Genomic DNA, 26,399 nt, shown 5'->3' with positions numbered 1-26,399 from the left:
CGCCTCGCCTGCCCGTCAGTGCCCGCCTCCCCCGGCCGCCGCCGCCGCGGGCCTGCGGATCAGGGGCGTGGCCAGCGCCATCAGCAGGAACAGGCCGGTGAGCACGAGGAACACGTCCTCGAAGCTCATCACCAGCCCCTGCATCCGCACGGTGTTGGTCAGCGCCTTCAGGGCCATCTTCTCGGCGTCGCCGCCGGTCGCCTCGAACTGGCGGCGCATCGCGTCGAGGCGCTCCAGGGCCACGCCATTGGCCCAGGTGAAGCGCTCGTGCAGGCGCTCGAGGTGCAGGTCCCAGCGGTCGTTGAGCAGGGTGTTGATCAGCGCGAGCCCGACCGCGCCGCCGAGGTTCCGCGTGAGGTTGTAGAGGCCGGACGCGTTCTTGATCCGGGCCGGCGGCAGGGTGCCGAGCGCGATGTTGTTGATCGGGATCATGCACAGCATCAGCGAGCAGCCGCGCAGGACCTGCGGCCACAGCAGCTCCCAGAAGTCCCAATCCTTGGTCAGCCCGGTGACGATCCAGGTCCCGGCGGCGAAGCCCGAGAACCCGATCGCCATCAGGATGCGCGGGTCGACCTTGCCGGAGAACCGCCCGGCGATCGGCGCGGTGGCGAACATGCACAGGCCCGAGACGAACATCGTCTCGCCGATCTGCAGCGCCGAGTAGCCGCGGATCCGCGCGAGGTAGACCGGGTAGAGGTAGGTCAGCCCGTAGAGGCCGATGCCGAGGACGAAGCTCGCCGCGCAGCCGGCGGCGAAGTTGCGGTCGGCGAAGGCGCGCAGGTCCACGATCGGCTGCTTCGCGGTGAAGACCCGCCAGAAGAAGCCGACCGCCGAGACCACGCCGATGACGCTGCAGATCGCCACCGCGTCGTCCTGCAGCCAATCGTGGTTCGGCCCCTCCTCGAGCACGTATTCGAGGCAGCCGAGGAAGCCGGCCATGCCGGCGAGCCCGTACCAATCGAAGCTGTTGAACAGGTCGAGGTTCGGCTCGTCGAAGTCGACGAGGAAGAAGGTCGAGACCGTGACGGCGATGCCGGGCACCACGTTGATCAGGAACAGCCAGTGCCAGGAGCCGAGGTCCGTCAGGTAGCCGCCGACCGTCGGGCCGATGGTCGGCGCCAGCGTCGCCACGAGGCCAATCATCGGCGAGACGATCGAGCGCTTGGACGGCGGGAAGATGGTGAAGGCCGAGGCGAACACCGTCGGGATCATGCCGCCGCCGATGAAGCCCTGCAGCGCGCGCCAGACGATCATCTCGTCGATCGAGGAGGCGGTGGCGCACATCACGCTCATCAGCGTGAAGCCGCCGGCCGAGATCACGAACATCCACCGGGTCGAGAACACCCGCGAGAGGGTGCCCGAGAGCGGGATCGAGATCACCTCGGCGATCAGGTAGCTGGTCTGGACCCAGGGGATCTCGTCGCCCGACGCCGACAGGCCGGCCTGGATCTCGTTGAGCGAGGCCGAGACGATCTGGATGTCCAGGATCGCCATGAACATCCCGAACACCATGCACAGGAACGCCACCATCCGGCGGCGGTCGAGCGGCGGCTCGGCCGTCGCGGAGGGCGACGCCGCGGGGATGGGGGCTCGGCCGGGGCCGGCGGCGGCGGTCGCGGCCATGGCGGTCAGTCCTGCTTATGCGCGGTCCGCAGGAGCGGCGCGTCGGCGCCGTCGCGGGTGTCGATGCGGACCGTCACCGACAGGCCGGGCCGGAGCAGGCCCTCGGCGGCGACGTCGGCCGGTACCTTCACCCGCACCGGCAGGCGCTGGACGATCTTGGTGAAGTTGCCGGTCGCGTTGTCGGGCGGCAGCAGGCTGAACACCGAGCCCGAGGCGGGCGAGAGCGACTCGACCTCGCCCGCGATCTCGCGGTCGGGATAGGCGTCGACCTCGATGCGCACGTGCTGCCCGGGGCGGACGCGCACGAGCTGGGTCTCCTTGAAGTTCGCATCGATGCGGACGCTCTTGAGCGGCACCAGGGCGGCGACGCGCGAGCCCGGCGCGACGTAGGCGCCGGCCTCCACCGCCTTGTTGCCGACGACCCCGTCGAACGGCGCCCGGATCGTCGAGAAGGCGACGTCGCGCTTGGCGCGGTCGACGGCGGTGCGCAGCTCGGCCGCGAGGCTCTCGGCCTCGCGCTGCTGGGCGTGCAGAACCTCGACGTTGGCCTTGGCCGCGATCAGACCGGCCTCGGCCCCCTTGACCGCGGCATCGGTGCGGTCGCGGTCGGCCTTGGCCTGGTCGAGGCGGGATTTCGCGACGTAGTCGGCCTGCATCTGGGTCGCGCGGTTATAGTCGGCGAGCGCCCGCACCGCGTCGGCCTTGGTCGCGTCGATCTGGGCGGCCATCTGCGCGACCTGCGCCTGCGCCGCCTCGGCCTGCCGGCCGATCCGCACGATGGTGCTTTCCTGGGTCGCGAGCTTGTCCTGCGCCGCCTGCTGCGCGAGCCGGTAGTCGCCGTCGTCGAGCCGGGCGATCACGTCGCCCTTCTTGACCGACTGCCCGTTCACCACCGGGACGGCTTCGAGGTAGCCGGAGATCTTGGCGGCGAGCACCGAGATGTCCGCCTGCACGTAGGCGTCGTCGGTCGAGACGAAGAACCGCCCCACGGTCCAGTACTGCCAGCCCTGGTAGCCGCCCCCGGCCAACGCCGCGCAGAGCAGGCCGGCCAGGACGAGCGTCTTGCGCGAGCGCTTCCTGACCACCGGGGCCTCGGCGGGAGCCGGGACGTGGGGCGAGGCTGCGGCCGCCTTCGGCGTGGCGCGCGGCGCCTCGGCGCGCTCGTCCCGCACGGCGTCGGCCGCCTCGGCCGTATCGATCCGGTCGCCATCCTCGCGCAACGACATGCCCGAAATCCCAGCTTGAAACCTGCTGACCGAACGGTTCGGTCATCGACGAGGACGATTGACGTCCGCCGTTCCGACGCAGTAGATATCATTGACCGAACGGTTCGGTCAATCAGGATCGCCAAGATGCCCGCGACCTCCGCGACGCTGGAACGAGACGCCGTCACGCCCGAGAGCGACAAGCGCCGCCAGATCCTCGACGGCGCGCGCCAGGTCTTCATGGGCGCGGGCTTCGACGGCGCGAGCATGGGCGAGATCGCTCGCACGGCCGGCGTCTCGAAGGGCACGCTCTACGTCTACTTCGACAGCAAGGAGGCGCTGTTCGAGGCGCTGACCCTGGAGGAGAAGCGGGGCTTGGCCGAGGCCCTGTTCCTGCTGGATGCCGACGACCCCGACGTCGCCGCGGTGCTGACGCGGCTCGGCACCACCTACCTCATCGAGATGGTGCGGCCCGAGCACGTGGCGGTGATCCGCATGGTGATCGGCGCCTGCGAGAAGTTCCCGCGCTTCGGGCAGGCCTTCTTCGAGGCCGGCCCGGCGATGGGCGTGACGCGGCTCACCGCCTACCTCGACGCGCAGGTGGCGGCCGGGCGCCTGAACGCGGCGGACACGAACCTCGCCGCCAAGCACTTCCTGCATCTCTGTCAGGCCGGCCTGCTGACGCGCCTGCTCTTCCACGCCGGCGATCCGGTGACGCGGGAGGAGATCGACTATCGCATCCGCGAGGCCGTGCGGGTGTTCTTCGCGGGCTACGGCCCGGGGCGCTGAGGCACGCCCTTCGCTCCCGACGACGTGCGGATGCGGCCAGGCCTCGACTCGGAGCACCCTTCCCTCCCCCGCTCAAAGGGGGGAGGGAAGGCGCGGTGCGGATCGGAAAATCCGTCGCGCTCAGCCGGCCGCGCGCATCCGCGGCAAAGCGGCCGTGCTCCAGGCCCGCACCTCGGCGTCGATCGCCAGGGCCTCCTCGACGCCGTCGGGGGCGGTGCGGTGGATCCCCGCGAAATGCGCGATCGCGCGCTCGACGAGGTCGGCGATGCCGTAGAACGGGATCGTGCCGGCGATGAAGGCCGCCACCGCGATCTCGTTGGCCGCGTTCATCACCGTCGGCGCCGCGCCGCCCTCGGCGAGCGCCGCGCGGGCGATCCGCAGGCACGGGAAGCGCGCCTCGTCGGCGGCCTCGAAGGTGAGGCTGCCCAAAGCCACGAGGTCGAGGGACCGGCCGCGGGCGATGGTCAGGCGGTCGCCGAGGCCGAGGCAGTGCGAGATCGGCACGCGCATGTCGGGCAGCGCCAGCTCGGCGGTGACGGCGCCGTCGAGCCAGTAGATCATTCCGTGGATCACCGATTGCGGATGCACCACCACGTCGAGGCGGCCCGGCTCGATGCCGAACAGGTGGTGCGCCTCGATCAGCTCCAGCCCCTTGTTCATCAGGGAGGCGGAATCGATGTTGATCTTCATCCCCATCAACCAGGTCGGGTGGGCGGCGGCCTCCGCCGGCGAGGCGGCGGCGATGCGCTCGCGCGTCCAGGTCCGGAACGGGCCGCCGGAGGCGGTGATCATCATGGTGCGCACGTCTTCCAGCGGCCGGCCGGCCATCGCCTGGCTGAGCGCGTCGTGCTCGGAATCCATCGGCAGGATGGTCGCGCCGTAGCGCTTGGCGTCGCGCATGAAGGCGTCGCCGGCGCAGACCAGGCTCTCCTTGTTGGCGAGCGCGACCTGCCGCCCGAGGCGGAGCGCCTCGTGGGTCGGCTTCAGGCCGGCGGCCCCGCTGATCGCCGCGACGACGATGTCGGCCTCCTGCGCCACCGCGTCGAGCACCGCCGCCTCACCCGCCCCGGACGGGATGCCGGAGCCCGACAGCGCCTCGGCGAGCGCCGCGCCGGCGGCCGGATCGGCGAGCGCGGCGAAGCGCGCGCCGGTCTCGCGCGCGACCTTGGCCAGGGCCGCCGCATCGCGGCCGCCGACCACCGCGCCGACCCGGAAGCGATCCGGGTGCTGGGCGAGGAGGTCGGTGGTCGAGCGGCCGATCGAGCCCGTGGCGCCCAGGATGGTGACGGTGTGGGTCACGGCGAAAAACTCCGTCAGGCCGCGAGGCGGCGCAGAATCAGGTACAGGCCGGCGAGCAACGCGACCGCGAAGAACCCGTCGAGCCGGTCCATCACCCCGCCATGGCCGGGAATGGACTTGCCGGAATCCTTGACGCCGTAGCGGCGCTTCAGGGCCGATTCGACGAGGTCGCCCCCCTGGCTCAGGACCGAGGCGACGGCGCTGGCGAGCCCGACCCAGACGAGGCCGGTCTCGGCGAGCGGGCTCCAGCCCTGCGCCCGGGCGAGCGCGACGACCGCGAGACCGGCGGCCACCGCGCCCGCGAGCCCGCCGAGCGCGCCGGACCACGTCTTCTTCGGCGACACCCGCGGCATCAGCTTCGGCCCGCCGAGCGTCCGGCCGGTGAAGTAGGCCACCACGTCGGTCGACCACACCACGGCGAACATCCAGGCCGGCCCGAGGATGCCGATCGCCGGCGCGTCGCGGAGCGCCACCGGCACTAGGGCGACGACCGCGCCGCCGAACAGGGCGCCGAGCGCCCGCAGGCGCCCGGCCGCCCCCTCCGCCACGATCAGGCAGAGCGCAGCGCCGAGCGCCAGGAGCACCGGCACCGCGTAGGTCGGCGCGTCGCCCTCGAAGCATGCCGCCGCCAGGATCAGCGTGCCGGCGACGATGGCCAGCAGCGCGCGCCGCGGCGTCGTCCGGCTCATGCCGATCCATTCGGCGGCGCCGACGATCCCGGCGGCGAGCCAGATCACGGCGAAGGCCCAGCCGCCGAGCACCAGGGCCGCCACGACGATCGCCGCCAGCACGAGCCCGGAGACCACGCGCAGGCCGAACTCGCGGTTCGCGAACGGGTTCTTCCGCGCGCCCACCGCCCTGTCGTCGGCGGCCATCACCGCGCCCTCGAACCGTCGGTCCGCGCGGATGCAAGGCGCGCAGAGTGCTTCCCGTCCACGCGTCCCCTCTCCGTCACGTCGCCGGCCCCGGGGCAGCCGGCCCGGTCTAGCGTTTCCTCACAGGTCGGCGCAGGCACCGTCACGCCCCCTCCCCTCGGGAGCGGGACCGAGGCCGCCTCACACCTGCATGATTTCCTTTTCCTTGGACGCCAGCACCCCGTCGACCTCGGCGATGTGCTGGTCGGTGACCTTCTGCACTTCCGTGGCCTGGCGCTTCTCGTCGTCCTCGGAGATGGCGCTGTCCTTGAGCAGCTTCTTGAGGTGGTCGAGCCCGTCGCGGCGCACGTGGCGGACCGCGACGCGGGCCTCCTCGGTGTACTTGTGCGCGACCTTGACCATCTCCTTGCGGCGCTGCTCGTTCATCTCGGGGATGCGCAGGCGGATGGTCTGGCCTTCCGTCTGCGGATTGAGCCCGAGATCGGATTCGCGGATCGCCTTCTCGACCGCCGTGACCATGCCGCGGTCCCACACCGAGATCGACAGCAGGCGCGGCTCGGGCACGCTCACGGTGGCGACCTGCGCCATCGGCATCGATGCGCCGTAGGCGTCGACCTGGATCGGGTCGAGGATGCTCGGCGTCGCGCGGCCGGTGCGCAGCGAGCCGAGATCCTTGGAGAGCGCCGTGACCGCGCCCTGCATGCGGCGCTTGATGTCGGCGAGGTCGAAGTCCGGTGTAGCCATTGTCTCAGAGTTCCCGAAACGTCTTCACTGTTCGTCGGTCGAGCCGGCCCGCCGGGCCGGAGCGCGTCGGCGCCTCAATGAACGAAATCCCGTGAGGCCGCAAACCGCAACGCCCCTCGGGGACGCCCGCCGTCCTCAGGGCACGACCAGGGTCGAGGGCGCATGCCCGGTGAGGATCGCAGTGATCGAGGAGGGCGGGTGCACCGAGCCGACCACGATCGACAGCCGGCTCTCGCGGGCGAGCGCGAAGGCGGCGGTGTCCATGATCTTGAGGTCGCGGGCGATCGCCTCGTCGTGGGTGATGCGGTCGTAGCGGGTCGCCTCAGGATGGGTCTTCGGGTCGGCCGAGTAGACGCCGTCGACCTGCGTCGCCTTCAGGACCGCGTCGCAGCGGAGCTCGGCCGCGCGCAGCACGGCGGCGGTGTCGGTGGTGAAGAACGGGTTGCCGGTGCCGCCGGCGAGCACGACCACCTGGCCCTTGTCGAGGTGGTGCAGGGCCGGCTGGCGCGCGTAGGTCTCGCAGATCGTCGGCATCGAGACCGCCGACATCGTGCGCGCGGGGACGCCGGCCGCGTTGAGCGCGGTCTCGAGCGCGAGCGAGTTCATCACCGTGGCCATCATGCCGAGCGAGTCGCCGGTGGCCCTGTCGATGAACCCGGCCTGCGAGATCCGCGCGCCGCGGATCATGTTGCCGCCGCCGACCACCAGCGCGACCTCGATCCCGGCCTCGATGGCGCGGGCGATGTCCTCGGCGAGGCCCGCAAGCGTCGGCGGATGGAGCCAGTACCCGTCGGGGGCGGCCAGCGCCTCGCCCGAGAGTTTCACCAGCACCCGGCGAAACGGCGTCGTCTCCGGCATCGTCCACCTCATAGGGTCCGGCGACACGGCCGAACCTGATCCAGAACCGAGGGGCTTCTACGTCAGGCCGCCCGGGACCGTCGAGGCCTCGGAGACCGCTCTCCGCGGAGCGGCTGCGAAAAATCGGTTGCCGGCCTCGGATGTCGCCTTGTTGGAGGTACGGGATTTCCGTATCATTGGTACGATGAGCGAGCCGTTCGATCCCGGCAAGGATGCGATCAACCGCGAACGGCACGGCCTGTCGCTCGCGTTCGGCGACAGGATCATGGCGGACGAGGCCCACCCGATCATTCCCTCCGTCCGGCCGCAGGACGGCGAGGAACGTTTCAAGCCCATTGGTCTGGTCGAGGGCAAACTCCACGCGGCCGTGTTCACTTGGCGAAACGGGCGGCCACGGTTCATCTCTGTGAGGCGAAGCAATGCCGGTGAAGGACGAGCCTACGATTCTGGCCTCTGAGACCAGCGACCCGGGGGATTTCGATGTCCCCGCGACGGCTTTGGATCGGGCGCAGAAGGCCCGGCTGATCCGGATGGCGCGCACGACGCTGGGCCTTTCGCAAGCCGCGTTCGCCCTCAGGTTCCGTGTCCCGCTCGGAACCCTGCGCGATTGGGAACAGGCTCGGACCACGCCTCCCGATTTCGCGGTCGCCTACGTTCGCGTCATCGCCCGGCATCCGGACATGGTCGCCGCAGCCATGGCTTGAGCGAGACGCCGGCGGCTTCGTCGGGTGCCGGAACGCGAGGAGCCCCGGCCTTGCGGCCGAGGCTCCTCGGAAGAACCTATCATGTCGCTCAGCGCGACATGACTCAGCGCAACTTGGCTCAGCGCGACATGGCGGCGACTTCGGAGGCGAAGTCGGGGCCCTCTTCCTTCTCGATGCCGTCGCCGAGCGCGTAGCGCACGAAGCCGGTGAGCGCGACCGGGGCGCCGGCCTTGCCGGCGGCCTCCTTGATCACCTGGGTGATCGTCTTCGAGCCGTCGTGCACGAAGGGCTGCTCCAGGAGGGTGACCTCCTTGTAGTAGCTCTTCAGGCCGCTCTCGACGATCTTCGCCATCACGTGGTCGGGCTTGCCGGCGTTCTTCTCGCGCAGGATGTTCGACTCGCGCTCCAACGTGGCGGCGTCGACGCCGGAGGCGTCGAGCGCCACGGGGTTGGTGGCGGCGACGTGCATCGCGATCTGGCGGCCGAGCGTCGACAGGTATTCGACGTCGCCCTCCGACTCGAGCGCGACCAGCACGCCGATCTTGCCGAGGCCTTCGGAGATCTGGCCGTGGACGTAGCTCGCGATCACGCCCTTGGTCACGTCGAGCTTGGCGACGCGGCGCAGGTTCATGTTCTCGCCGATGGTGGCGATGAGGTTCTGCAGCTTCTCCGAGACGGTCTCGCTGCCGCCGGGGAAGTGCGCGGCCTGGAGGCTGTCCAGGGTGCCGTCGGAATCGAGCGCCATCTTGGCGGCTTCGCGGGCGAAGGCCTGGAAGGCGTCGTTGCGGGCGACGAAGTCGGTCTCGGAATTCACCTCGACGATGGCGGCGTGGTGTCCCGAGGACTCCACGGCGACGAGGCCCTCGGCGGCGACGCGGCCGGCCTTCTTGGCGGCCTTGGCGAGGCCCTTGGTGCGGAGCCAGTCAACGGCGGCCTCGAGGTCGCCCTGCGTCTCGTTGAGCGCGCCCTTGCAGTCCATCATGCCCGCGCCGGTCTTCTCGCGGAGTTCCTTCACCATCGCGGCGGTGATGTTGGCCATGGCCGGTCCTTTCGTCATCTCAGATGAGAGGAGCCCGACGTCCAGGGGTGAACGCCGGGCCCGAATGTGGTGGTGCGGATCACGGCGCCCCGGATGGGGCCGCCGCGATCCCGGCGGGCGATCAGGCGGCGGCCTGGGCCTCGACGAAGCCGCGGGCCTGGGCGACCCAGCCGTCGCGGCCGAAGCGGTCGTTGAGCTTCAGGTCGGCGTCGACCTTGGCGACGTCTTCCGGGCTCATCGCGGCGATCTGCCAGTAGTGGTAGATGCCGGCGTCGTTGAGCTTCTGCACGATCTGCGGGCCGGCGCCGTGGAGCTTGGACAGGTCGTCCGGCGCGCCGCGGGGGGCGGCGAGCAGCTCGAAATGCTCGGTCGACTCGGCGAGCATCGCGACGTCGGCCGGATCGAGGGCCCCCGACTCCACCGAGACGGCGGCGGCCTCGTCCGACGGAAGCTCCTCGGCCATCGGCTCCTCGGAGGCGCCGAGGTCGACGCCCGACGAGCCCTGGCCGCGCGAGATGCCGTCGATGGCGGCGCGGGCGATCAGGTCGCAGTAGAGCGCGATGGCGCGGCCGGCGTCGTCGTTGGCCGGGACGACGTAGGTGATGCCGTCCGGGTTGCAGTTGGTGTCGACGATCGCGGCCACCGGGATCCCGAGGCGCTGGGCCTCCTTGATCGCGAGCTGCTCCTTGTTGGTGTCGATCACGAACAGCAGGTCGGGCACGCCGCCCATGTCCTTGATGCCGCCGAGCGCCTTCTCGAGCTTGTCCTTCTCACGGGACAGCATCAGGCGCTCCTTCTTGGTGAGGCCCGGGCCGCCGGTGTCGAGGGTCTCGTCGACCTTGCGCAGGCGCGAGATCGAGCCGGAGATGGTCTTCCAGTTGGTCAGCATGCCGCCGAGCCAGCGGGAGTTGACGTAGTACTGGGCCGAACGCTTGGCGGCCTCGGCGATCGTGTCGGCCGCCTGGCGCTTGGTGCCGACGAACAGCACGCGGCCGCCCTTGGCGACCGTGTCGCTCACCGCCTGCAGCGCGGTGTGCAGCGCCGGCACCGTCTGGGCGAGGTCGATGATGTGGATGTTGTTGCGGGTGCCGAAGATGTAGGGCTGCATCTTCGGGTTCCAGCGGTGCGACTGGTGCCCGAAATGGGCGCCGGCCTCGAGGAGCTGGCGCATGGTGAAATCGACGGCCATGAGTCTTTCGCTTTCTTTCCGGTTATGCCGCCGCGGAGGTAGCGACCGGCCGACGGATCGGCCGATCACCGGAAACGCCCCATTCAGGCATGGGGCCGGCTCCGCGTGTGGAATGGGCGGGGCCTTAGCAGAGGTTGGCCGCCAGGGCAACGGTATCGCCGGGGCGCCGGAAACCCCAGGCAGCGGACCCGAGGCCGGGATCAGGCGGCGGAAAAGACGTTCGCCACGTCCGCCGCGTCCATCACCCGATACGCCCCTGCCGGCAGGTCCGCCGGCAGGGCGAGGCCGCCGATCCGGTCGCGATGCAGCGCGGTGACGTGGTTGCCCATCGCCGCGAACATGCGGCGGACCTGATGATAGCGGCCCTCGTGCAGGGTCACGGTGGCATGCGTCGCGTCCTCGGCGGAGAAGCCCACCGGCAGGAGCGGCTTGTCGTCGTCCTCCAGCATCAGGGTCCCGGCGGCGAGGATCGCGCCCTCGTCGCCCTTCAGCGGGCGGTCGAGCGTCACGCGGTAGCGCTTGGCCACGTTGGCCTTGGGCGCGATGATCCGATGCAGCAGCGCACCGTCGTCGGTGAGCAGCAGCAGGCCCGAGGTCTCCTTGTCGAGGCGGCCGACGGTGGAGAGCGCCGGGTCGCGGCGGCGCCAGCGCTCGGGCAGGAGCCCGTAGACCAGCGGGCCGGCCTCCTTGTGCGAGCAGGTGACGCCGAGCGGCTTGTGCAGCATCAGCGCGAGGCCGGGGGGCGGGTCGATGCCCGCGCCGTCGACGGCCAGACGCGCGGGCAGGTCCGGCGTCACGGCGATGCGGGCGCCCGCGTCGGCGAGGGCCGCGCCGTCCAGAACGATGCGTCCGGCCCGCGCCAGGCCGGCGATCTCGCGGCGCGAGCCGTAGCCGAGGTTGGCCAGCAGCTTGTCGAGCCGGGCCGTCGGGGCCTTGGCGCTCATTTGCGCGCCTCGAACACCTTGTAGCCGTGGGCGGACGCCTTCACCGTCACGGCCTTGAAGGCCTCGGCGAGCACGCGCTCGTAGGGCAGGTGCGCGTTGGCCGTCAGCCACAGGCTGCCGCCGGGGCGCAAGGCCTCCGCGGCACGGCGGATGAAGACCTGCCCGAGCTTCTGGTCCTCGGCGCCGCCGTCGTGGAACGGCGGGTTGGTCACCACGAAGTCGAGGCGCGTCAGGCCGGGATCCGCCGCGCGGATGTCGGCCCAGCGGATGGTGCTGCGCGGGTCGCCGACGTTGCGGCGCGCCATCTCGACGGCGCGGCGGTCGATGTCGATCAGCGTCAGCGCGGTGACGGCGGGCGAGGCCAGCACCGCGCGCGCCAGGATGCCGAGGCCGCAGCCGAAATCGGCGCCGCCGCCCTTCAGCGCCGGCAGGGTCGCGAGCAGAAGCGCGCTGCCGGGATCGAGCCGGTCCCACGAGAAGATGCCGGGCTGCGTGCACAAGGAAAGGTTGTCGATGTGGCGCGGCGCCCCCTCCTCCAGAGCGGCGGCCAGCGGCAGGTCGCCCTCGGGCCGGACGACGCGGCAGATCCGGTGATGGCGACGGGCCTCCTCGGCGCTGGTGCAGCCGAGATCCGTCAGCTCGCGCGCCAGCCGTGCGCCGCCCCGATCCTTCGGGGCCATCGCCAGGAGCTCGCCGCCGGGCCGCAGCGCCCGCAGCGCCTGCGCCAGCACGAAGCGGCGTTCCACGGTGCCGGGCGGCGCCAGCATCCGAACCTGTGCGAGGCTCGCATCCGCGCAATCCTCCAGCCGGGCGGACCCGGGAACGAGGGGCGAGAGCTGGACGGCATCCGGCGGAACCTCGGCGAGCTCGGCCGGCGGCAGGCCGTAGACGGCGTCGGAGATGGCGGTTTCGGGCATGGGTGACGGGAATTTCGGGACCGGGCCGCCGAAGCGGCCTTGGAGGATGGGGAAACGCCGCGCCTTGGGCGACCCCGCGCGAGCGGTTCGGGGGGCGGCCGGATCGGCACGGGGAGCCCGGCGCATCAACATGCGGTTTCGCGCGATTCGAGAAGCCGGAAACCGAAACGGATCAGCCGCGCGGGAATTCCAGGCCCATCTCGCGGTAGCGGGCCGGGTCGTCGGCCCAGTTCTCGCGCACTTTCACGTGCAGGAACAGGTGGACCGTGGTCTCGGCGACCTCGGCGATCTCGCGGCGGGCCGCCGTGCCGATCGCCTTGATGGTCTGGCCGTCCTTGCCGAGCACGATCGAGCGCTGGCTCTCGCGCTCGACGAAGATGGTCTGCTCGATCCGCACCGAGCCGTCCTTGCGCACCTGCCACTGGTCGGTCTCGACGGTGGAGCGGTAGGGCAGCTCCTCGTGCAGCCGATCGTAGAGCTTTTCGCGCGTGATCTCGGAGGCGAGCATGCGGATGGGGGCGTCCGAGACCTGGTCCTCCGGGTAGAGCCAGGGGCCGGAGGGCATCAGCTTGGCGAGCGCCTGCTTGAGCGTGGCGATGCCGTCGCCGTTCAGCGCCGAGATCATGAAGGTGTCGGCGAACGGGATGCGCTTGTTCAAGTCCTCGGCGAGCGCGAGCAGCTTCTCGCGCAGGATCAGGTCGATCTTGTTGAGGATCAGGATCTTGTGGCGGCGCACGTCCGGCAGGCGCGCCAGGATCGTCTCCAGCTCCTCGTCGATCCCCTTGCGCGCGTCGACCAGCAGGCAGACCGCGTCGGCGTCGGCCGCCCCGCTCCAGGCGGAGTGGACCATCGCCCGGTCGAGCCGGCGCTTGGGCTGGAAGATGCCGGGGGTGTCGACCAGCACCACCTGGGCCGAGCCCTCGATCAGGATGCCGCGCACCAGCGCCCGCGTGGTCTGGACCTTGCGCGAGACGATCGAGACCTTGGTGCCGACGAGGCTGTTCAGGAGCGTCGACTTGCCGGCGTTCGGCACGCCGATCAGCGCGACGAAGCCGGCCTTGGCATCGGCCGGGGTGCCCGGCAGCAGGCTCGGGGGCGCGCGCTCCGGCACCGCCTCGAATTCGTCCCGCGGGCCGTCCTCGGGTTCGTCGTGGGGCATCGCGCTCATGTCCGGTCCTCGCTCGGCCGCTCGCCGGCCCCCTGGCCGGCATTCCGCCCTGCCCCGTCTCCGCCCGGGCCGGCGCCGTCGCCGATGCCCTCGCGCGCCAGCACGGTGCGGGCGGCGTCCTGCTCGGCGAGGCGCTTCGACGGCCCCTCGCCGACCCCCGGCTCGAGCCCTTCGACGCGGGCGGCGATGCGGAAATGCGGCGCGTGGTCGGGGCCGGAGCGCTCGACGACGTCGTAGGCCGGAATCGCGAGGCCGCGGCCCATCGCCCATTCCTGCAGCGCCGACTTCGCGTCGCGGCCGCGCGGCGCGCCGGTCGGCTCGGCCGGGCGGAAGGCGGATTCGATCAGCGCCCGGGCGGCCTCGTAGCCGGCATCCATGTAGACCGCGCCGAGGATCGCCTCGCAGACGTCGGCCAGGATGGTCTGGTTGCGGCGGCCGCCGCCCAGGACCTCGCCCTGCCCGAGGACGAGGTGCGGGCCGACGTCCCAGGCGGTGGCGACGGCGGCGCAGGTCTCGCGCCGGACCAGCCCCGCCAGCCGGCGCGAGAGGTCGCCCTCGTCGGCCTGCGGAAAGGCGGCGTAGAGCCGATCGGCGATGGCGAGGCCGAGGACGCGGTCGCCGAGGAATTCGAGGCGCTGGTAGCTGCCGGCGCGGCCCGCCGCCTTGCTCACATGCGTCACCGCGCGGGCGAGCAGCGACGGATCGGCGAAGCTGTGGCCGATGCGCGCCTCCAGCACCGACAGGTCGGGCTTCGGGCGGGTGATGCGCCGTGCGCGGGCGGAGGGGCGCGCCTCGTCGGGCAAGGCGGGGGTCAGTGGATCGTCGAGAACAGGCGGCCCCAGCGCACGTGGGCCGGCCAGTTCCAGATCTGCCAGGCGGGCGTGCCCTCGTCGATCGAGAAGAAGATCATCTCGGCGCGGCCGACGAAGTTCTCGAACGGGACGTAGCCGACGTTGGCGAGGTCGCGCGAGTCGGTGGAGTTGTCGCGGTTGTCGCCCATCATGAAGAAGTGCCCCGGCGGCACGGTGTAGAGCTCGGTCTTGTCCCAGAACCCGTTGTCGCCGTCGCGCTCGATCGTGTGGTGCACGACGCCGTTCGGCAGCGTCTCGTTGTACTGCGGCACCTTGGTCGCCTGGCCGTACGGGTCGATGGTCTCGTAATCGGCGATGCGCTCGCGCTTGACCGCCTTGCCGTTGATGTTGAGCACGCCGTCGATCATCTGGATCTTGTCGCCGGGCAGGCCGATCACCCGCTTGATGTAGTCGGTGGCGTTGTCCTTGGGCAGCTTGAACACCGCGATGTCGCCGCGCTTCGGCTCGGCGGCCCAGATGCGCCCCTCCGCCTTGGTCGGCAGGTATTCGCTCAAGGGCAGCGAGTACTTCGAGTAGCCGTAGGAATATTTCGACACGAACAGGTAGTCGCCGATCAGCAGCGTCGGGATCAGCGATCCCGAGGGGATGTTGAACGGCTGGAACAGCAGCGTGCGCACCACCAGCGCGATGAGCAGCGCCTGGATCCCGACCTTCAGGGTCTCGCGGATGCTGGCCCAGGTCCCCGGTTGCGCCCGGACCTCGTGTTTGCCGTCCCGATCCAAGCGCGCGCGTTCCATTTGTCGATCCGTCTGGGACGAGGCCGACGGCCCGCGCGGGCGCTGCCCGCGGCGCCCCACCGTGTCCGTTGCGTCGCGGCGGTCTAGACCAAGCCGGGTTCCCCCGCAACGCGGCGGGAGGTGGCGTCAACCCCGCCCGGTGCCCTCCGGCACGGCCTCGATGATCACGAAAGCTTGTGCCATCGGCGGGTCGTCGGTGAGGGTGACGTGCAACCGCGCCGCGTGCCCGGCCGGGAGCATCGCGGCCAGCCGGTCCAGGGCCCCGCCGGTGAGATGCAGCGTCGGCTGCCCGCCGGGCAGGTTCACGACCTCCATGTCGCGCCAGAACACCCCGTGCGCGAGGCCGGTGCCGAGCGCCTTGGCGCAGGCCTCCTTGGCGGCGAAGCGCCTTGCGTAGGACGGCGCGCGGGCCGCCTTGCGGTCGCACCGGGCCCGCTCGCCGTCGGTGAACACCCGGTGCGTGAAGCGCTCGCCGAAGCGCGCGAGCGAGCGCTCGATCCGGCGGATGTCGCAGAGGTCGGAGCCGATCCCGAGGATCATCGGCCCCGGCTCCCCGCCCGGGCCGCCTCCATCGCCGCGCGCATGTCGCGGATCGCACGGGGCAGCCCGACGAAGATCGCGTCGGCGATGAGCGCGTGGCCGATGTTAAGCTCGCGGATCTCCGGGATCCGCGCGATCGGCCCGACGCTGTCGGTGGTCAGCCCGTGGCCGGCATGGATCTCCAGCCCGAGCCCCTGCCCGTGCTCGGCGGCACGGACGATCCGGGCGAGCTCGTGCGCGGTCGCGGCCGCATCGCCGGCGACCGCGGCCTCGCAGTAGCTGCCGGTATGGAGCTCCACGACTGGCGCGCCGAGCGCGTGGGCCGCCTCCATCACCGCGGCGTCCGGCTCGACGAACAGCGACACCCGGATGCCGGCCTCGGCCAGCGCGCGGATGCGAGGCGCGAGGTGATCGCGCCCGCCGACGATGTCGAGGCCGCCCTCCGTGGTGCGCTCCTCGCGCTTCTCGGGGACGAGGCAGGCGGCATGCGGCTTCAGCGTGCGGGCGAGCGCCACCATCTCGTCGGTGGCCGCCATCTCGAAGTTGAGCGGCACGGTCAGCGTCCGGGCGAGCGCGGCCATGTCGGCGTCGCGGATGTGCCGCCGGTCCTCGCGCAGGTGGGCCGTGATCCCGTCGGCACCGGCCTCCACCGCCAGCAGCGCCGCCCGCACCGGGTTGGGATAGCTGCCGCCGCGGGCGTTCCGGACGGTGGCGACGTGGTCGATGTTCACGCCGAGGCGGAGAGGATGTGCCGACATGCGCCGATCTTTTCGCGTGGCTTCGAGGTGATCGCGTCGTGCTTAGCCCAGATCGGGCCGCCATGGCGCCTCGCCGCCGCGAGAAATCTCCCGACCCGTGCTGTTTCGAAGGCGACGCGCCGCGGGTCGGATGGTCGCGGCCTCCTGCGAAGGGCCCTCGAACGTGAAAAGGCCGGGCACGACGGCCCGGCCTCCCTTCGACGAAGCCCGAAAGCTCGTCCGTCGTTGGTGCTCAGCGGACCGGGTTGGCGCCGGCGTTGCCCGGAACCGTGCGGGCGCCGTCCTCGCGGCCGGCCGGCATCGCGTTGGCGGCGCCCGGAGCGGTACCGGTTGTGGCCGGCATGTCGCCCCGCATCGTGCCGCCCTTCTCCATCGTCTTCTCGGACGGGCTCTTCACGCTGCCGGGATTGTTCATGTTGCCGGTCGCGGACTGCGCGAACGCCGCACCCGAGAGTGCGAGCACGAGCGCCGTGGCGGAGATGAGTGTCTTACGCATGGGACGGATCCTTCGTGTGGTCGGTGTGGGAGGAGGAACGTCGCGGCCCGGGGATGGTTCGGAGAAACTTCGCGCGGCCGACCTCCCGATGCGTGCGAGCCGCGCCCAGGGGCCTGGTCCCGTTGCGCTTTCCGGGGAACGGAAATCGTCGCCGCCCTCCGGAAGCGCGTCGCGGCGTTCGATCGCCGGCACGCAGGCGACGGGACGGCCCGACGTGCCCGGCCGTGCGATGCAGCCTTCCGATTCAGCCTTGCGATTTTCCCCGAAACCGACTATCCGCCACCACTCGCGTTCGCTCCGGCTGGGGGCTGAACGGACGGTGCCGTTCGCGGCACAGGCTTTTTTCCGCGTCGCCTGGCGACGATCGAACGAGCCGTCGTCCCGTGTCTCCGCCTTCGATCAACCGCTCGGGCCCGTTGAAACGGCTCGGAGGGCTTGGCGCCGGGCGATCTCGCGAACCGAACCGGCCCGGAACTCATCGTGCATCTGCATGTCCGGGCCTCATTCAAGCTGAAGGGCCCGTAATGCCTCTCTACGAGCACGTATTCCTGGCACGCCAGGACGTGACGTCCCAGCAGGTCGAGACGATGATCGAGACCTACAAGGGCGTCATCGAACAGAACGGCGGACGTTTCGAGAAGATCGAGATGTGGGGCGTCAAGTCCCTCGCCTACCGGATCAAGAAGAACCGCAAGGCGCACTTCACCCTGCTCAACATCGACGCCCCCCCGGCCGCCATGGCTGAGATGGAGCGCCAGATGCAGATTTCGGAAGACGTGCTGCGCTTCATGACCATCCGCGTGGAGGAGCTCGAGCACGAGCCGTCCGCGATGATGCAGAAGCGCGACCGCGACGACCGCAAGGATCGCGAGCGCGGCCGTCGTCGCGACGACGAGGGCTTCGGTGGTGGCGGCGGCTTCGGCGGCGACCGCGACCGTGGGGATCGTGGCGACCGCGGCGACCGGCCCGAGCGCAACTTCGGCGGGGAGAACTAAGCCATGGCATTCGGTGCAAGTGCTGGTGGAGCCGCCGGCGGCGGTGGCCGTCGTCCGTTCTTCCGTCGTCGCAAGACCTGCCCCTTCTCCGGCGCCAACGCGCCGAAGATCGACTACAAGGACGTGAAGCTGCTGTCCCGCTACGTCTCGGAGCGCGGCAAGATCGTTCCGTCCCGCATCACCGCGGTCTCGGCCAAGAAGCAGCGCGAGCTCGCCCAGGCGATCAAGCGCTCGCGCTTCCTCGGCCTGCTCCCCTACGTCATCAAGTAGGCTCTTCGGAAACCTGCCGGCCCTGGTCCGCCAGGGTCGGCCACCATCCTTCGGGCGACGGTCTCCGCCGCCCGATCGTTGGGGCGCCTCGCCTCTAACCCCGCCCGCACTCCTGCGCGGCGGCGGGACAGCGGATCTCATGGTTCAGAACCTCGGCATCGGTATCGGCGCGGGCCTCGTCTCGGCACTCCTGTTCGGGATGCTGCTGAAGGCCACCCCGCTCGCGATCGTCCTCTATCTCCTGGCGCCCTTGCCGATCCTCATCGTGGGACTCGGCTGGAATTCCCGCGCCGCGCTCGCGGCGGCGGCTTCGGGCAGCCTCGCGCTCGCCCTCGTCGTCTCCCCCTATCTCGGCCTCGGATTCGCCGCCTACCTCGCCGTGCCGGCGTGGTGGCTCGCCTATCTCGCCCTGCTCGGCCGGCCGAACGCCGACGGCAGCCTCGAATGGTATCCGACAGGCCGCCTCCTCGGCTGTACCGGCGCGACCGCGGCGCTGGCCTTCATCGCCATCGCCGTCCTGTCCGCGCCGAGCCACGAGGCGTTCGAGGGACAGCTGAAGAGCCTGGCCGGCACCATCGTCCGCGCCCAGATGCGCGGCCTGCCGAGCGCGCCGGCCAAGCCCGATGCCGCCCGCCCGGACGCGAACGAGCCCGTCGCTGACAAGCCCGTCGGCGAAAAGCCGGCGCCCCCCGAAAAGCCCAGCGACGCGGCCGATGCCGCGCCTGCGGGATCCGAGGCGCACGACGACCTGGTCGATGCGCTGGCGCGCACCGTGCCGGCCTTCGCCGCCAACGGGCTCGCCCTGCTCCTGACCTTCTACCTCTGGGCCTCCGCCCGCATCGTCCAGCTCTCGGGCCGCCTGCCGCGGCCGTGGCCGGACATCCCGTCGACCGTGATGCCGCGCGCCATGCTCGGGCTGCTCGGCCTCGCCGTGATCCTCGCCTTCGCGCCGGGCTACGCGGGCGTGCTCGGCACGGCCCTGGTCGGCTCGGTGAGCGCGGTCTTCGCGCTGCAGGGGCTCGCCGCCTTCCACGACCGCAGCCGCGGCTGGCCGGCGCGCGGCATGATGCTGTTCGGTCTCTACCTGATCCTGTTCTTCACGCAGGGCATCGCCCTGATCGTGCTCACCCTGTTCGGCCTCGCCGACACCGCGCTCAACCGGCGCCGTCGCCCCGACGGCGCGACCCCTTGAGACCCCGGCCAGCCCTTATCGGCGGCCTTACCTGAAGAAGGACGAAGACCATGGAAGTGATCCTGCTGGAGCGCGTCGCCAAGCTCGGCCAGATGGGCGAGACCGTGAACGTCAAGCCGGGCTTCGCCCGCAACTTCCTCCTCGCCCGCGGCAAGGCGCTGCGCGCGACGGAAGGCAACAAGAAGCACTTCGAGACCCAGCGCGCGCAGCTCGAGGCGAAGAACCTCGACCGCAAGAAGGACGCCGAGGCGGTCGCCGAGAAGCTCGACGGCCAGACCTTCGTGCTCATCCGCCAGTCGGGCGAGTCGGGCGTGCTCTACGGCTCGGTCTCGACCCGCGACCTCGCCGAGGTCGTGACCAAGGAGGGCTTCACCGTCGAGCGCGGCCAGTTCACCCTGAACCAGCCGATCAAGACGCTCGGCCTGCACGTGATCCCGGTGGTGCTCCACCCCGAGGTCGACGTGAAGGTGACCGTCAACGTCGCCCGCAGCCCGGAAGAGGCCGAGCGTCAGGCCCGCGGCGAGTCGGTCACCGAGCGCGAGGCGTTCAACCTCGACGACCTCGGCCTGGAGGTCGGCATGGCGCTGGCCGAGGCCGGCGAAGGCGCCGACGACCGCGGCTGATCGCATCGCCCCGCCCCCTCCCCACGCGGGAGGGGCGGGCTGTGAATGGCGGTGACAGCGGGGAACGCGGCCCGGAAGGGTTGACCTGTTCCTCGTTTGTTCCAAGATGGGCGCCCGTTCCTCGCACCGAGGGGCGGGCGTCCTCGCGTTCCGGGCACGGTGACGCGGACGCCGGCGGCTAAGCATCGGTCAACCCGACTGGTGCCATGGTCGTCGGATCATGTCTGGGATGCGGCGCCGGCCCGGCCCGCATCGATTCGGAGCGACCGCCGATGGCCCTGCCCAATGCCCTAGCGGCCAAGCTCGAAGCCGTGCAGGCGGAGTACCGCGTCGCGCCGCACAACATCGACGCGGAGCAGGCGCTGCTCGGCGCGATGCTGGTGAACAACGACGCCTACTACCGCGTCTCGGACTTCCTGCTGCCCGAGCACTTCATGGAGGACGCCCACCAGCAGATCTTCCAGGTGGCGACCTCGCTGATCAAGGCGGGCAAGCTCGCGACCCCGATCACCCTGAAGACCTATCTCGGCGACGCCGATTTCGGCGGCCAGACGGTGATGCAGTACCTCGCGCGGCTGGCGGCCGACGCCACCACCGTCATCAACGCCGGCGAGTATGGCCGCACGATCTACGACCTCGCGATCCGCCGCCGGCTGATCACCATCGGCGAGGACCTCGTCAACGGCGCCTACGAGGCCCCGGTCGAGCAGGCCCCGCGCGACCAGATCGAGGACACCGAGCGCCGGCTCTACGAGCTCGCCGAGGCAGGCAAGTACAGCGGCGGCTTCCAGAAGTTCTCGGACGCGCTCACCGCCGCCGTCGACATGGCGGCCAAGGCGTATCAGCGCGAGGGCAAGCTCTCGGGGCTGGCCACGGGGCTCTCCGACCTCGACGCCAAGATGGGCGGCCTGCAATCCTCGGATCTGATCATCCTCGCCGGCCGCCCGGCCATGGGCAAGACCTCGCTCGTCACCAACATCGCCTTCAACATCGCGAAGGCCTACCAGGGCGAGAAGCAGGCCGACGGCACGATCAAGACCAAGAACGGCGGCATCGTCGGGTTCTTCTCGCTCGAGATGTCGGCCGAGCAGCTCGCCACCCGCATCATCGCCGAGCAGTCGGGCGTGCCCTCCTACAAGATCCGCCGCGGCGACATCCGGCCGGAGGACTTCTACAAGATCACCGACGCAGCCCGCGACATGCAGACGATCCCGTTCTACATCGACCAGTCGGGCGGCATCTCGATCGCGCAGCTCGCCGCCCGCGCCCGGCGCCTCAAGCGCCAGAAGGGCCTCGACGTGCTGATCGTCGACTACCTCCAGCTGCTGGCGGGCTCGGGCAAGCGCTCGGACAACCGCGTGCAGGAGATGACCGAGATCACCACCGGCATGAAGGCGCTGGCCAAGGAGCTCTCGGTTCCGATCATCGCCCTGTCGCAGCTGTCGCGTCAGGTCGAGAACCGCGACGACAAGCGCCCGCAGCTCTCGGACCTGCGCGAATCGGGCTCGATCGAGCAGGACGCCGACGTGGTGATGTTCGTGTTCCGCGAGGAATACTACGTCAACAACAAGAAGCCCCGCGAGGGCACGGAGGAGTTCTTCGCCTGGGAGGCGGAGATGAACCGCGTCCACGGCAAGGCCGAGGTGATCCTCGGCAAGCAGCGCCACGGCCCGACCGGCACGGTGGAGCTGCAGTTCGACGCCAACATCACCCGGTTCTCGAACCTCGCGCAGAGCGACCGGCTGCCCGAGCAGATGTGATAGGGCGCGCGCTCCGCCCGATCGGAGACGCCCCATGGCGCTGGCGAAGCAGGCTCGGCCCCGCGAGACGACCAACCTGAACGACGTGTTCGAGGCCTAGCGCGGCCTCGTCGGGCTGATCCTCGCCGACCCTGCCACCTACGGAGTGATGGCCCAGATCCTCCGCGATGAGGATTGGACCCATCCGCTCCATCGCGGCGTGTTCGAGGTCGCGGGCGCCCTCGTGGCGGCCGGCGAGGCGATCACCCTCGCGGCCGTCCTGCCGCGGGTCGCCGACGTGGGGCCGGACGGAACGCCGGCCGAGGCCTATCTCGCGGCGCGGATCGCGGGCGCGCCTGCGGCATCGGAGGCCGAACCGCTCGCGCGGCGTCTCGCTGCCGCGGCCGACATCCGCGACCGCCCCGCCCCCTATCTCCGCGACGTCTACGCATGGGCCTTCGCGCAGGCCGAGCGTCTCCGGCGCGGAGAGTTCTCGTCCCTCGAAGCACTCAACCTGGCGGAGGAGATCGAGGACTCGGGCACCGAGATCTACAACCGTCTGGAAAGCGTGCTCCGCATCACGCTGATCCGTCTGCTGACATGGGATTTTCAGCCCGAGAAGCGGACGCGAAGCTGGGCGCTGTCGATCCGGACCGGGCGCCGGGCCGCAGCGAAGCTTCTCGAACGCAACCCCGGCCTCAAGAGCCGCCTGTCCGGTGCCATCCGGGAAGCCTACGACGACGCTCGGATCGAGGCCGCGGGCGAGACCGGCCTCGACGGATCGATCTTCCCCGATGCCTGCCCCTATTCCCACGAGGCGATCATGACCGGCGCGATCGCCTGGCCGCCCGAGCCGGAGGCGGGCTAGGCGTACACGCTACAGCGTCACCAGCGCGCCGGGCTGCTTCACCTCGATCTCGACGAAGGCGATCGGGTGGTCCGAGCCGTTCATCACGTCGTGGCGGATGCCCGCCGGGCGGCTGTAGGCCTGCCCCGCGGCGAGCGCGGTCTCGCCGACCTGCTCGCCGTCATGGACCCGGAGCGTTCCGGCCACCAGCATCACCACGAAGTAGGGCCAGCCGTGCTCGTGCCATCCGGTCACGGCGCCGGGGGCGAAATCCCAGCGGGTGATGCGAAGCGTCGCGTCGTCCTGCTGGACGGTGGGAATCGCCGGGATCGTGCAGGCGAACGCCATTGGCTGTCTCCTCGGAAGGCTGCGCGCGCCGCAAGCCCCGTGTTGCAGGTCTTGCGTTGCAGGCCTCGTGCCTTCCGGCCGCTGGCGCGGTAATGGCATGCCCTGACCCGTCAGGCTGCGCAGACGGCGACGCACGCGCGGCGGAACATCGGAGCCCGACGATTTCCCGAGACAGCACCGTCGCGACCGACGCCATCGGGCACGGCGCCCGCCTCACCGTCGATCTCGACGCCATCGCGGAGAACTGGCGCCGCCTCTCGGCGGAGGCACCGGGCCGCGCCTGCGCCGCGGTGGTGAAGGCCGACGCCTATGGCTGCGGCGCCGAGCCGGTCGCCCGGACGCTCTGGGCGGCGGGCTGCCGCACGTTCTTCGTCGCGCATCTCGGCGAGGCCGCACGCGTGCGGGGCGCGCTGCCCGAGGCCGCGATCTACGTCCTGAACGGGCTCTCGCCCGGCTCCGCCCCGGCCTATCTGGCGATGGCCCTGCGCCCCGTCCTCGGCTCGGTCGAGGAGGTGTCGGACTGGGCGGCGGCCTCGCGCGGGATGCGTGCGGCCGCGCTCCACGTCGACACCGGCATGAACCGCCTCGGGCTCGCCGTCCCGGAGGCGCTGGCGCTCGCCGGCGATCCACGGATCGGGGCCGCCGGCATCGACCTCGTGATGAGCCACCTCGTCAGCGCCGAGCTGCCCGACGAGGCGATCAACGCCCGGCAGATCGCCGACTTCGCGACGGTGCGGGCGGCGTTTCCCGGCATTCCCGGCTCGCTCGCCAACTCGTCGGGCATCTTCCTCGACGGGGCGACGCACCACGACCTGCTGCGGCCCGGCTACGCCCTGTTCGGCGGCAACCCGACCCCCACGCGCCATGCCAACCCGATGCGGCCGGTGGTGCGACTGGAGGCGACGATCCTGCAGATCCGGCACGTCGCCGCCGGCGCCCAGGCCGGCTACAACGGGCGCTGGACCGCACCCGCGCCCCGGCGCCTCGCGACGCTCTCACTCGGCTACGCCGACGGCTATCCCCGGGCCGCGAGCGGGCACGGCCACGCGCTCGTCGCCGGCATTCCCTGCCCGATCCTCGGCCTCGTCTCGATGGACCTGATCATCCTCGACGTCACCGAGGCGGCGGACGCCCGGCGCGGCACCGTCGCCACGCTGATCGGCGATGGGCTGGACGTCGACACGGTGGGACGCGCCGCCGGCACGATCGGCTACGAGATCCTGACGGGGCTGGGTTCTCGTTACGTTCGCACGTATATCGGGGCGTGACGCCGTCCGCCCCGAGCGGATCCGGCCCCGAACCCGCTGCGAGCGCATGGCAAAGATCCACCAGACCTTCATCTGCCAGGCCTGCGGCGCGGTCTACAACCGCTGGCGCGGGCGCTGCGAGGCCTGCAATGGCTGGAACACGATCGTCGAGGAGACGCCCGGGGGCTCCGGGCCGCAATCGGGCCCGGCCGCGACCCGGCCCGGCCGGGCCCGCGGGCGGGTGTTCCCCCTCGAGGGCCTGACCGGCGAGGCGCGGGAAGCGCCGCGCATCCCCTCCGGCATCGGCGAGCTCGACCGCGTCACCGGCGGCGGATTCGTGCGCGGCTCGGTGATCCTGCTCGGCGGCGATCCCGGCATCGGCAAGTCGACCCTGCTGATGCAGGCCTCGGCCGCGATGGCGAAGACCGGCGAACGCGTCGCCTACATCTCCGGCGAGGAGGCGGTGGGGCAGGTGCGCCTGCGCGCCGAGCGCCTCGGGCTGTCGGGCCACCCGGTGGAGCTGGCGGCCGAGACCAACGTCGAGGACATCGTCGAGACCCTGTCGCAGGGGCGCCCGCCGGCGCTGGCGATCATCGATTCGATCCAGACCATGTGGACCGAGACCGTCGAATCGGCGCCCGGCACGGTCACGCAGGTGCGCTCCTCCGCCCAGTCCCTGATCCGCTTCGCCAAGACCACGGGCACGGCGGTGATCCTCGTCGGCCACGTCACCAAGGACGGGCAGATCGCCGGCCCGCGGGTGGTCGAGCACATGGTCGACGCGGTGGCCTCGTTCGAGGGCGACCAGGGCCACCATTTCCGCATCCTGCGGGCGGTGAAGAACCGCTTCGGGCCGACCGACGAGATCGGCGTGTTCGAGATGACCGACATGGGGCTGGCCGAGGTGCCGAACCCCTCGGCGCTGTTCCTGGCGGGACGCGACCACCAGGCCGCCGGCACCGCGGTCTTCGCCGGCATGGAGGGCACGCGGCCCCTGCTGGTGGAGATCCAGGCGCTGGTCGCGCCCTCGTCGCTCGGCATGCCGCGCCGGGCCGTGGTCGGCTGGGACCCGAACCGGCTCTCGATGGTGCTCGCGGTGCTCGAAGCCCATGGCGGCATCCGCCTGGGCACGCACGACGTCTATCTCAACGTCGCGGGCGGCCTGCGCATCTCCGAGCCCGCGGCGGATCTGGCGGTGGCCGCCGCCCTGGTCTCGTCGCTGTCGGGCGCGGTGCTGCCGCCGGAGACCGTGTATTTCGGCGAGATCGGCCTGTCCGGCGCGATCCGGCCGGTGGCGCAGGCCGGCGCGCGCCTCAAGGAGGCGCAGAAGCTCGGCTTCGCCAAGGCGATGACGCCGCAAGGGCGCGGCGAGACCACCGACCGCGCGCTCGCCACGGAGTCGCTGCGCCACATCGCCGACCTCGTGGCCGGCATCGCCGCGAACGGGCCGCGCCGGGTCGCCTCGGGCAAGCGCCGCCATGCGGCCCACGACGAGGATGCGGATTAGGCGACCGGCTGAGCGCGGTTCTCAGGACGACCTGTGCCGCGCCGGCGGCTTGGGAAGGGCGGTGAAAGCCCGTCTGCAACCGGCGGGTTCCGGCGGCCGGCAGTCGCCACCGAGGGTGACGACCGAGTTTGACCGCGATATAAGGCGCCCGCGGTCCAGGGGAGCCGCAGACCGCATCGCTTTCGTCGTGGCATCTCCCCATCCGATCCGAACCCGCAGATGCCGTTTTCCGTCCTCGATCTCGTGGTGCTCGGCATCGTCGTGGTGTCCGCCCTGCTGGCGGCCGTCCGCGGCGTCACGCGGGAGGTGCTGGCGATCATCGCCTGGGTCGCCGCCGCCGCGGTGGCGTGGTCGCTCTATCCGATGCTGCTGCCGACGGTGAAGCAGCACGTGACCAGCGACACCGTCGCCCTCGTCGCCTCGATCGCGGCGATCTTCCTCGGCACGCTGATCGTCGTCTCGATCATCACGGTGAAGATCTCCGACGTGGTGCTCGATTCGCGCATCGGCGCGATCGACCGCTCCCTCGGCTTCCTGTTCGGCGCCGCCCGCGGCTTCCTGATCTGCGTGATCGGCTGGGTGTTCCTGTCCTGGCTGGTGCAGGGCAAGGTGCCGACCTGGGCCGCCGAGGCGCGCACCCGGCCGATGCTGGAGAAGTCCGGCGACGCGCTGGTGGCGCAGCTGCCCGAGAACCCGGAAGGCTTCCTGAAGCAGTTCAAGAAGCCGAAGGTCGACACCCCGCAGAACGAACCTGTGGATGCACCGGCCGAGACCGAGGTGCCCCCGCGCCAGACCACGCCGGCCGTGCCCGCGCCGCGGCGCTGAGGGCGCCGCTCGTCTGGGAAGGAAGGCCGGCTCAGCATATGTTGCCGCG

Annotated in this window: 29 protein-coding genes; 12 read left to right on the top strand and 17 right to left on the bottom strand. The window is 71.1% G+C overall.

Annotated features, from left to right (window positions below; all coding sequences use genetic code 11):
- Nucleotides 1-15 precede the first annotated feature (15 nt).
- Both MKK60_RS03900 and MKK60_RS03895 read right to left on the bottom strand, forming a co-directional pair.
- Nucleotides 16-1,623: a DHA2 family efflux MFS transporter permease subunit gene (locus MKK60_RS03900; protein WP_243983988.1), complete on the bottom strand. Its 1,608-nt coding sequence runs from the start codon at nt 1,621-1,623 to the stop codon at nt 16-18.
- 5 nt (nt 1,624-1,628) lie between these two features.
- The gene (locus MKK60_RS03895; RefSeq protein WP_243983987.1) at nt 1,629-2,849 is read right to left on the bottom strand and encodes an HlyD family secretion protein; all 1,221 of its coding nucleotides are present in this window, start codon (nt 2,847-2,849) and stop codon (nt 1,629-1,631) included.
- A 126-nt stretch (nt 2,850-2,975) separates the two neighbouring features.
- Between MKK60_RS03895 and MKK60_RS03890 the strand changes: the two genes are divergently transcribed.
- Nucleotides 2,976-3,617 carry a TetR/AcrR family transcriptional regulator gene (locus tag MKK60_RS03890; RefSeq protein ID WP_243932315.1) on the top strand — a complete coding sequence of 214 codons (642 nt, stop codon included), beginning with the start codon at nt 2,976-2,978 and terminating at the stop codon, nt 3,615-3,617.
- A 120-nt stretch (nt 3,618-3,737) separates the two neighbouring features.
- Here the strand turns inward: MKK60_RS03890 and dxr are convergent, their stop codons facing one another.
- From dxr to pyrH, 4 genes are all read right to left on the bottom strand, one after another.
- A complete protein-coding gene (gene dxr, locus MKK60_RS03885) occupies nt 3,738-4,916 on the bottom strand; it encodes a 1-deoxy-D-xylulose-5-phosphate reductoisomerase (RefSeq protein WP_243983986.1) in 1,179 nt (392 codons plus the stop codon).
- A 14-nt stretch (nt 4,917-4,930) separates the two neighbouring features.
- Nucleotides 4,931-5,791 carry a phosphatidate cytidylyltransferase gene (locus MKK60_RS03880; RefSeq protein WP_243983985.1) on the bottom strand — a complete coding sequence of 287 codons (861 nt, stop codon included), beginning with the start codon at nt 5,789-5,791 and terminating at the stop codon, nt 4,931-4,933.
- 180 nt (nt 5,792-5,971) lie between these two features.
- Complete coding sequence (gene frr / locus MKK60_RS03875; protein WP_147727743.1) at nt 5,972-6,535, bottom strand: ribosome recycling factor; 564 nt, start codon at nt 6,533-6,535, stop codon at nt 5,972-5,974.
- Between the two features lie 135 nt (nt 6,536-6,670).
- Entirely contained in the window at nt 6,671-7,393 is a 723-nt protein-coding gene (gene pyrH, locus MKK60_RS03870) for a UMP kinase (RefSeq protein ID WP_147841986.1), read from the bottom strand.
- Between the two features lie 184 nt (nt 7,394-7,577).
- On the opposite strand from pyrH, the gene MKK60_RS03865 reads away from it, so the two are divergent.
- Nucleotides 7,578-7,850, top strand: coding sequence for a BrnT family toxin (locus MKK60_RS03865; RefSeq protein WP_243983984.1), 273 nt, complete (start codon nt 7,578-7,580; stop codon nt 7,848-7,850).
- The gene (locus MKK60_RS03860; RefSeq protein WP_243983983.1) at nt 7,819-8,097 is read left to right on the top strand and encodes a helix-turn-helix domain-containing protein; all 279 of its coding nucleotides are present in this window, start codon (nt 7,819-7,821) and stop codon (nt 8,095-8,097) included. The genes MKK60_RS03865 and MKK60_RS03860 overlap by 32 nt, the downstream gene beginning before the upstream one ends.
- Nucleotides 8,098-8,215: 118 nt before the next feature.
- Here MKK60_RS03860 and tsf read toward each other — a convergent pair whose 3' ends face one another.
- From tsf to MKK60_RS03810, 10 genes are all read right to left on the bottom strand, one after another.
- Nucleotides 8,216-9,136 (bottom strand): translation elongation factor Ts, encoded by a 921-nt coding sequence (gene tsf / locus MKK60_RS03855; RefSeq protein WP_147727745.1) that lies wholly within the window; start codon nt 9,134-9,136, stop codon nt 8,216-8,218.
- A 121-nt stretch (nt 9,137-9,257) separates the two neighbouring features.
- On the bottom strand, nt 9,258-10,325 hold the full coding sequence (locus MKK60_RS03850; protein ID WP_147727746.1) for a 30S ribosomal protein S2: 1,068 nt from the start codon (nt 10,323-10,325) through the stop codon (nt 9,258-9,260).
- Nucleotides 10,326-10,525: 200 nt separating this feature from the next.
- Complete coding sequence (locus tag MKK60_RS03845; protein WP_243935802.1) at nt 10,526-11,269, bottom strand: pseudouridine synthase; 744 nt, start codon at nt 11,267-11,269, stop codon at nt 10,526-10,528.
- Nucleotides 11,266-12,186, bottom strand: coding sequence for a class I SAM-dependent methyltransferase (locus MKK60_RS03840; RefSeq protein WP_147727748.1), 921 nt, complete (start codon nt 12,184-12,186; stop codon nt 11,266-11,268). Before MKK60_RS03840 ends, MKK60_RS03845 begins: the two co-directional genes overlap by 4 nt.
- Before the next feature lie 172 nt (nt 12,187-12,358).
- On the bottom strand, nt 12,359-13,354 hold the full coding sequence (era, locus tag MKK60_RS03835; protein WP_147841983.1) for a GTPase Era: 996 nt from the start codon (nt 13,352-13,354) through the stop codon (nt 12,359-12,361).
- Nucleotides 13,351-14,157, bottom strand: a complete 807-nt coding sequence (gene rnc, locus MKK60_RS03830; RefSeq protein WP_243983982.1) for a ribonuclease III — start codon at nt 14,155-14,157, stop codon at nt 13,351-13,353. Before rnc ends, era begins: the two co-directional genes overlap by 4 nt.
- Before the next feature lie 8 nt (nt 14,158-14,165).
- Nucleotides 14,166-14,963 (bottom strand): signal peptidase I, encoded by a 798-nt coding sequence (lepB, locus tag MKK60_RS03825; protein WP_147725738.1) that lies wholly within the window; start codon nt 14,961-14,963, stop codon nt 14,166-14,168.
- Nucleotides 14,964-15,089: 126 nt separating this feature from the next.
- Nucleotides 15,090-15,503 carry a holo-ACP synthase gene (gene acpS / locus MKK60_RS03820; RefSeq protein WP_147725737.1) on the bottom strand — a complete coding sequence of 138 codons (414 nt, stop codon included), beginning with the start codon at nt 15,501-15,503 and terminating at the stop codon, nt 15,090-15,092.
- The gene (locus MKK60_RS03815; RefSeq protein WP_243983981.1) at nt 15,500-16,261 is read right to left on the bottom strand and encodes a pyridoxine 5'-phosphate synthase; all 762 of its coding nucleotides are present in this window, start codon (nt 16,259-16,261) and stop codon (nt 15,500-15,502) included. Before MKK60_RS03815 ends, acpS begins: the two co-directional genes overlap by 4 nt.
- A 232-nt stretch (nt 16,262-16,493) precedes the next feature.
- Nucleotides 16,494-16,757: a hypothetical protein gene (locus MKK60_RS03810; protein ID WP_147725735.1), complete on the bottom strand. Its 264-nt coding sequence runs from the start codon at nt 16,755-16,757 to the stop codon at nt 16,494-16,496.
- Between the two features lie 524 nt (nt 16,758-17,281).
- Between MKK60_RS03810 and rpsF the strand changes: the two genes are divergently transcribed.
- The 6 genes from rpsF to MKK60_RS03780 all read left to right on the top strand — a co-directional run bounded on the left by rpsF (nt 17,282) and on the right by MKK60_RS03780 (nt 22,444).
- Nucleotides 17,282-17,752: a 30S ribosomal protein S6 gene (rpsF, locus tag MKK60_RS03805; protein ID WP_147725734.1), complete on the top strand. Its 471-nt coding sequence runs from the start codon at nt 17,282-17,284 to the stop codon at nt 17,750-17,752.
- Between the two features lie 3 nt (nt 17,753-17,755).
- Nucleotides 17,756-18,022 carry a 30S ribosomal protein S18 gene (rpsR, locus tag MKK60_RS03800; protein WP_147725733.1) on the top strand — a complete coding sequence of 89 codons (267 nt, stop codon included), beginning with the start codon at nt 17,756-17,758 and terminating at the stop codon, nt 18,020-18,022.
- Between the two features lie 139 nt (nt 18,023-18,161).
- A complete protein-coding gene (locus tag MKK60_RS03795; protein WP_243983980.1) occupies nt 18,162-19,214 on the top strand; it encodes a hypothetical protein in 1,053 nt (350 codons plus the stop codon).
- Between the two features lie 50 nt (nt 19,215-19,264).
- Nucleotides 19,265-19,837, top strand: a complete 573-nt coding sequence (rplI, locus tag MKK60_RS03790) for a 50S ribosomal protein L9 (RefSeq protein ID WP_147725731.1) — start codon at nt 19,265-19,267, stop codon at nt 19,835-19,837.
- A 272-nt stretch (nt 19,838-20,109) separates the two neighbouring features.
- Nucleotides 20,110-21,597 (top strand): replicative DNA helicase, encoded by a 1,488-nt coding sequence (locus MKK60_RS03785; protein WP_147725730.1) that lies wholly within the window; start codon nt 20,110-20,112, stop codon nt 21,595-21,597.
- Between the two features lie 115 nt (nt 21,598-21,712).
- Nucleotides 21,713-22,444 carry a DUF29 family protein gene (locus MKK60_RS03780; RefSeq protein ID WP_279603963.1) on the top strand — a complete coding sequence of 244 codons (732 nt, stop codon included), beginning with the start codon at nt 21,713-21,715 and terminating at the stop codon, nt 22,442-22,444.
- Between the two features lie 9 nt (nt 22,445-22,453).
- On the opposite strand, the gene MKK60_RS03775 is transcribed toward MKK60_RS03780, so the two are convergent.
- Complete coding sequence (locus MKK60_RS03775; RefSeq protein WP_147725728.1) at nt 22,454-22,771, bottom strand: cupin domain-containing protein; 318 nt, start codon at nt 22,769-22,771, stop codon at nt 22,454-22,456.
- Nucleotides 22,772-22,863: 92 nt separating this feature from the next.
- Between MKK60_RS03775 and alr the strand changes: the two genes are divergently transcribed.
- From alr to MKK60_RS03760, 3 genes are all read left to right on the top strand, one after another.
- The gene (gene alr / locus MKK60_RS03770) at nt 22,864-24,039 is read left to right on the top strand and encodes an alanine racemase (RefSeq protein ID WP_243983978.1); all 1,176 of its coding nucleotides are present in this window, start codon (nt 22,864-22,866) and stop codon (nt 24,037-24,039) included.
- 46 nt (nt 24,040-24,085) lie between these two features.
- A complete protein-coding gene (gene radA, locus MKK60_RS03765) occupies nt 24,086-25,525 on the top strand; it encodes a DNA repair protein RadA (RefSeq protein WP_147725726.1) in 1,440 nt (479 codons plus the stop codon).
- A 219-nt stretch (nt 25,526-25,744) separates the two neighbouring features.
- Nucleotides 25,745-26,350: a CvpA family protein gene (locus MKK60_RS03760; RefSeq protein WP_147841975.1), complete on the top strand. Its 606-nt coding sequence runs from the start codon at nt 25,745-25,747 to the stop codon at nt 26,348-26,350.
- Nucleotides 26,351-26,399: the final 49 nt, after the last annotated feature.

This window comes from Methylobacterium sp. J-092, from assembly GCF_022829325.1.
Taxonomy (GTDB): domain Bacteria; phylum Pseudomonadota; class Alphaproteobacteria; order Rhizobiales; family Beijerinckiaceae; genus Methylobacterium.
This window is presented reverse-complemented; position numbering and strand designations above follow the sequence as displayed.

Bases quoted from the DNA above. Each gene is read 5' to 3' on its own strand.
- MKK60_RS03900 (WP_243983988.1), bottom strand. From the start codon at position 1,623: ATGGCCGCGACCGCCGCCGCCGGCCCCGGCCGAGCCCCCATCCCCGCG.
- MKK60_RS03895 (WP_243983987.1), bottom strand. From the start codon at position 2,849: ATGTCGTTGCGCGAGGATGGCGACCGGATCGATACGGCCGAGGCGGCC.
- MKK60_RS03890 (WP_243932315.1), top strand. From the start codon at position 2,976: ATGCCCGCGACCTCCGCGACGCTGGAACGAGACGCCGTCACGCCCGAG.
- MKK60_RS03880 (WP_243983985.1), bottom strand. From the start codon at position 5,791: ATGGCCGCCGACGACAGGGCGGTGGGCGCGCGGAAGAACCCGTTCGCG.
- frr (WP_147727743.1), bottom strand. From the start codon at position 6,535: ATGGCTACACCGGACTTCGACCTCGCCGACATCAAGCGCCGCATGCAG.
- pyrH (WP_147841986.1), bottom strand. From the start codon at position 7,393: ATGCCGGAGACGACGCCGTTTCGCCGGGTGCTGGTGAAACTCTCGGGC.
- MKK60_RS03865 (WP_243983984.1), top strand. From the start codon at position 7,578: ATGAGCGAGCCGTTCGATCCCGGCAAGGATGCGATCAACCGCGAACGG.
- tsf (WP_147727745.1), bottom strand. From the start codon at position 9,136: ATGGCCAACATCACCGCCGCGATGGTGAAGGAACTCCGCGAGAAGACC.
- MKK60_RS03850 (WP_147727746.1), bottom strand. From the start codon at position 10,325: ATGGCCGTCGATTTCACCATGCGCCAGCTCCTCGAGGCCGGCGCCCAT.
- MKK60_RS03845 (WP_243935802.1), bottom strand. From the start codon at position 11,269: ATGAGCGCCAAGGCCCCGACGGCCCGGCTCGACAAGCTGCTGGCCAAC.
- MKK60_RS03840 (WP_147727748.1), bottom strand. From the start codon at position 12,186: ATGCCCGAAACCGCCATCTCCGACGCCGTCTACGGCCTGCCGCCGGCC.
- era (WP_147841983.1), bottom strand. From the start codon at position 13,354: ATGAGCGCGATGCCCCACGACGAACCCGAGGACGGCCCGCGGGACGAA.
- lepB (WP_147725738.1), bottom strand. From the start codon at position 14,963: ATGGAACGCGCGCGCTTGGATCGGGACGGCAAACACGAGGTCCGGGCG.
- acpS (WP_147725737.1), bottom strand. From the start codon at position 15,503: ATGATCCTCGGGATCGGCTCCGACCTCTGCGACATCCGCCGGATCGAG.
- MKK60_RS03815 (WP_243983981.1), bottom strand. From the start codon at position 16,261: ATGTCGGCACATCCTCTCCGCCTCGGCGTGAACATCGACCACGTCGCC.
- MKK60_RS03810 (WP_147725735.1), bottom strand. From the start codon at position 16,757: ATGCGTAAGACACTCATCTCCGCCACGGCGCTCGTGCTCGCACTCTCG.
- rpsF (WP_147725734.1), top strand. From the start codon at position 17,282: ATGCCTCTCTACGAGCACGTATTCCTGGCACGCCAGGACGTGACGTCC.
- rpsR (WP_147725733.1), top strand. From the start codon at position 17,756: ATGGCATTCGGTGCAAGTGCTGGTGGAGCCGCCGGCGGCGGTGGCCGT.
- MKK60_RS03795 (WP_243983980.1), top strand. From the start codon at position 18,162: ATGGTTCAGAACCTCGGCATCGGTATCGGCGCGGGCCTCGTCTCGGCA.
- rplI (WP_147725731.1), top strand. From the start codon at position 19,265: ATGGAAGTGATCCTGCTGGAGCGCGTCGCCAAGCTCGGCCAGATGGGC.
- MKK60_RS03785 (WP_147725730.1), top strand. From the start codon at position 20,110: ATGGCCCTGCCCAATGCCCTAGCGGCCAAGCTCGAAGCCGTGCAGGCG.
- MKK60_RS03775 (WP_147725728.1), bottom strand. From the start codon at position 22,771: ATGGCGTTCGCCTGCACGATCCCGGCGATTCCCACCGTCCAGCAGGAC.
- alr (WP_243983978.1), top strand. From the start codon at position 22,864: ATGGCATGCCCTGACCCGTCAGGCTGCGCAGACGGCGACGCACGCGCG.
- radA (WP_147725726.1), top strand. From the start codon at position 24,086: ATGGCAAAGATCCACCAGACCTTCATCTGCCAGGCCTGCGGCGCGGTC.
- MKK60_RS03760 (WP_147841975.1), top strand. From the start codon at position 25,745: ATGCCGTTTTCCGTCCTCGATCTCGTGGTGCTCGGCATCGTCGTGGTG.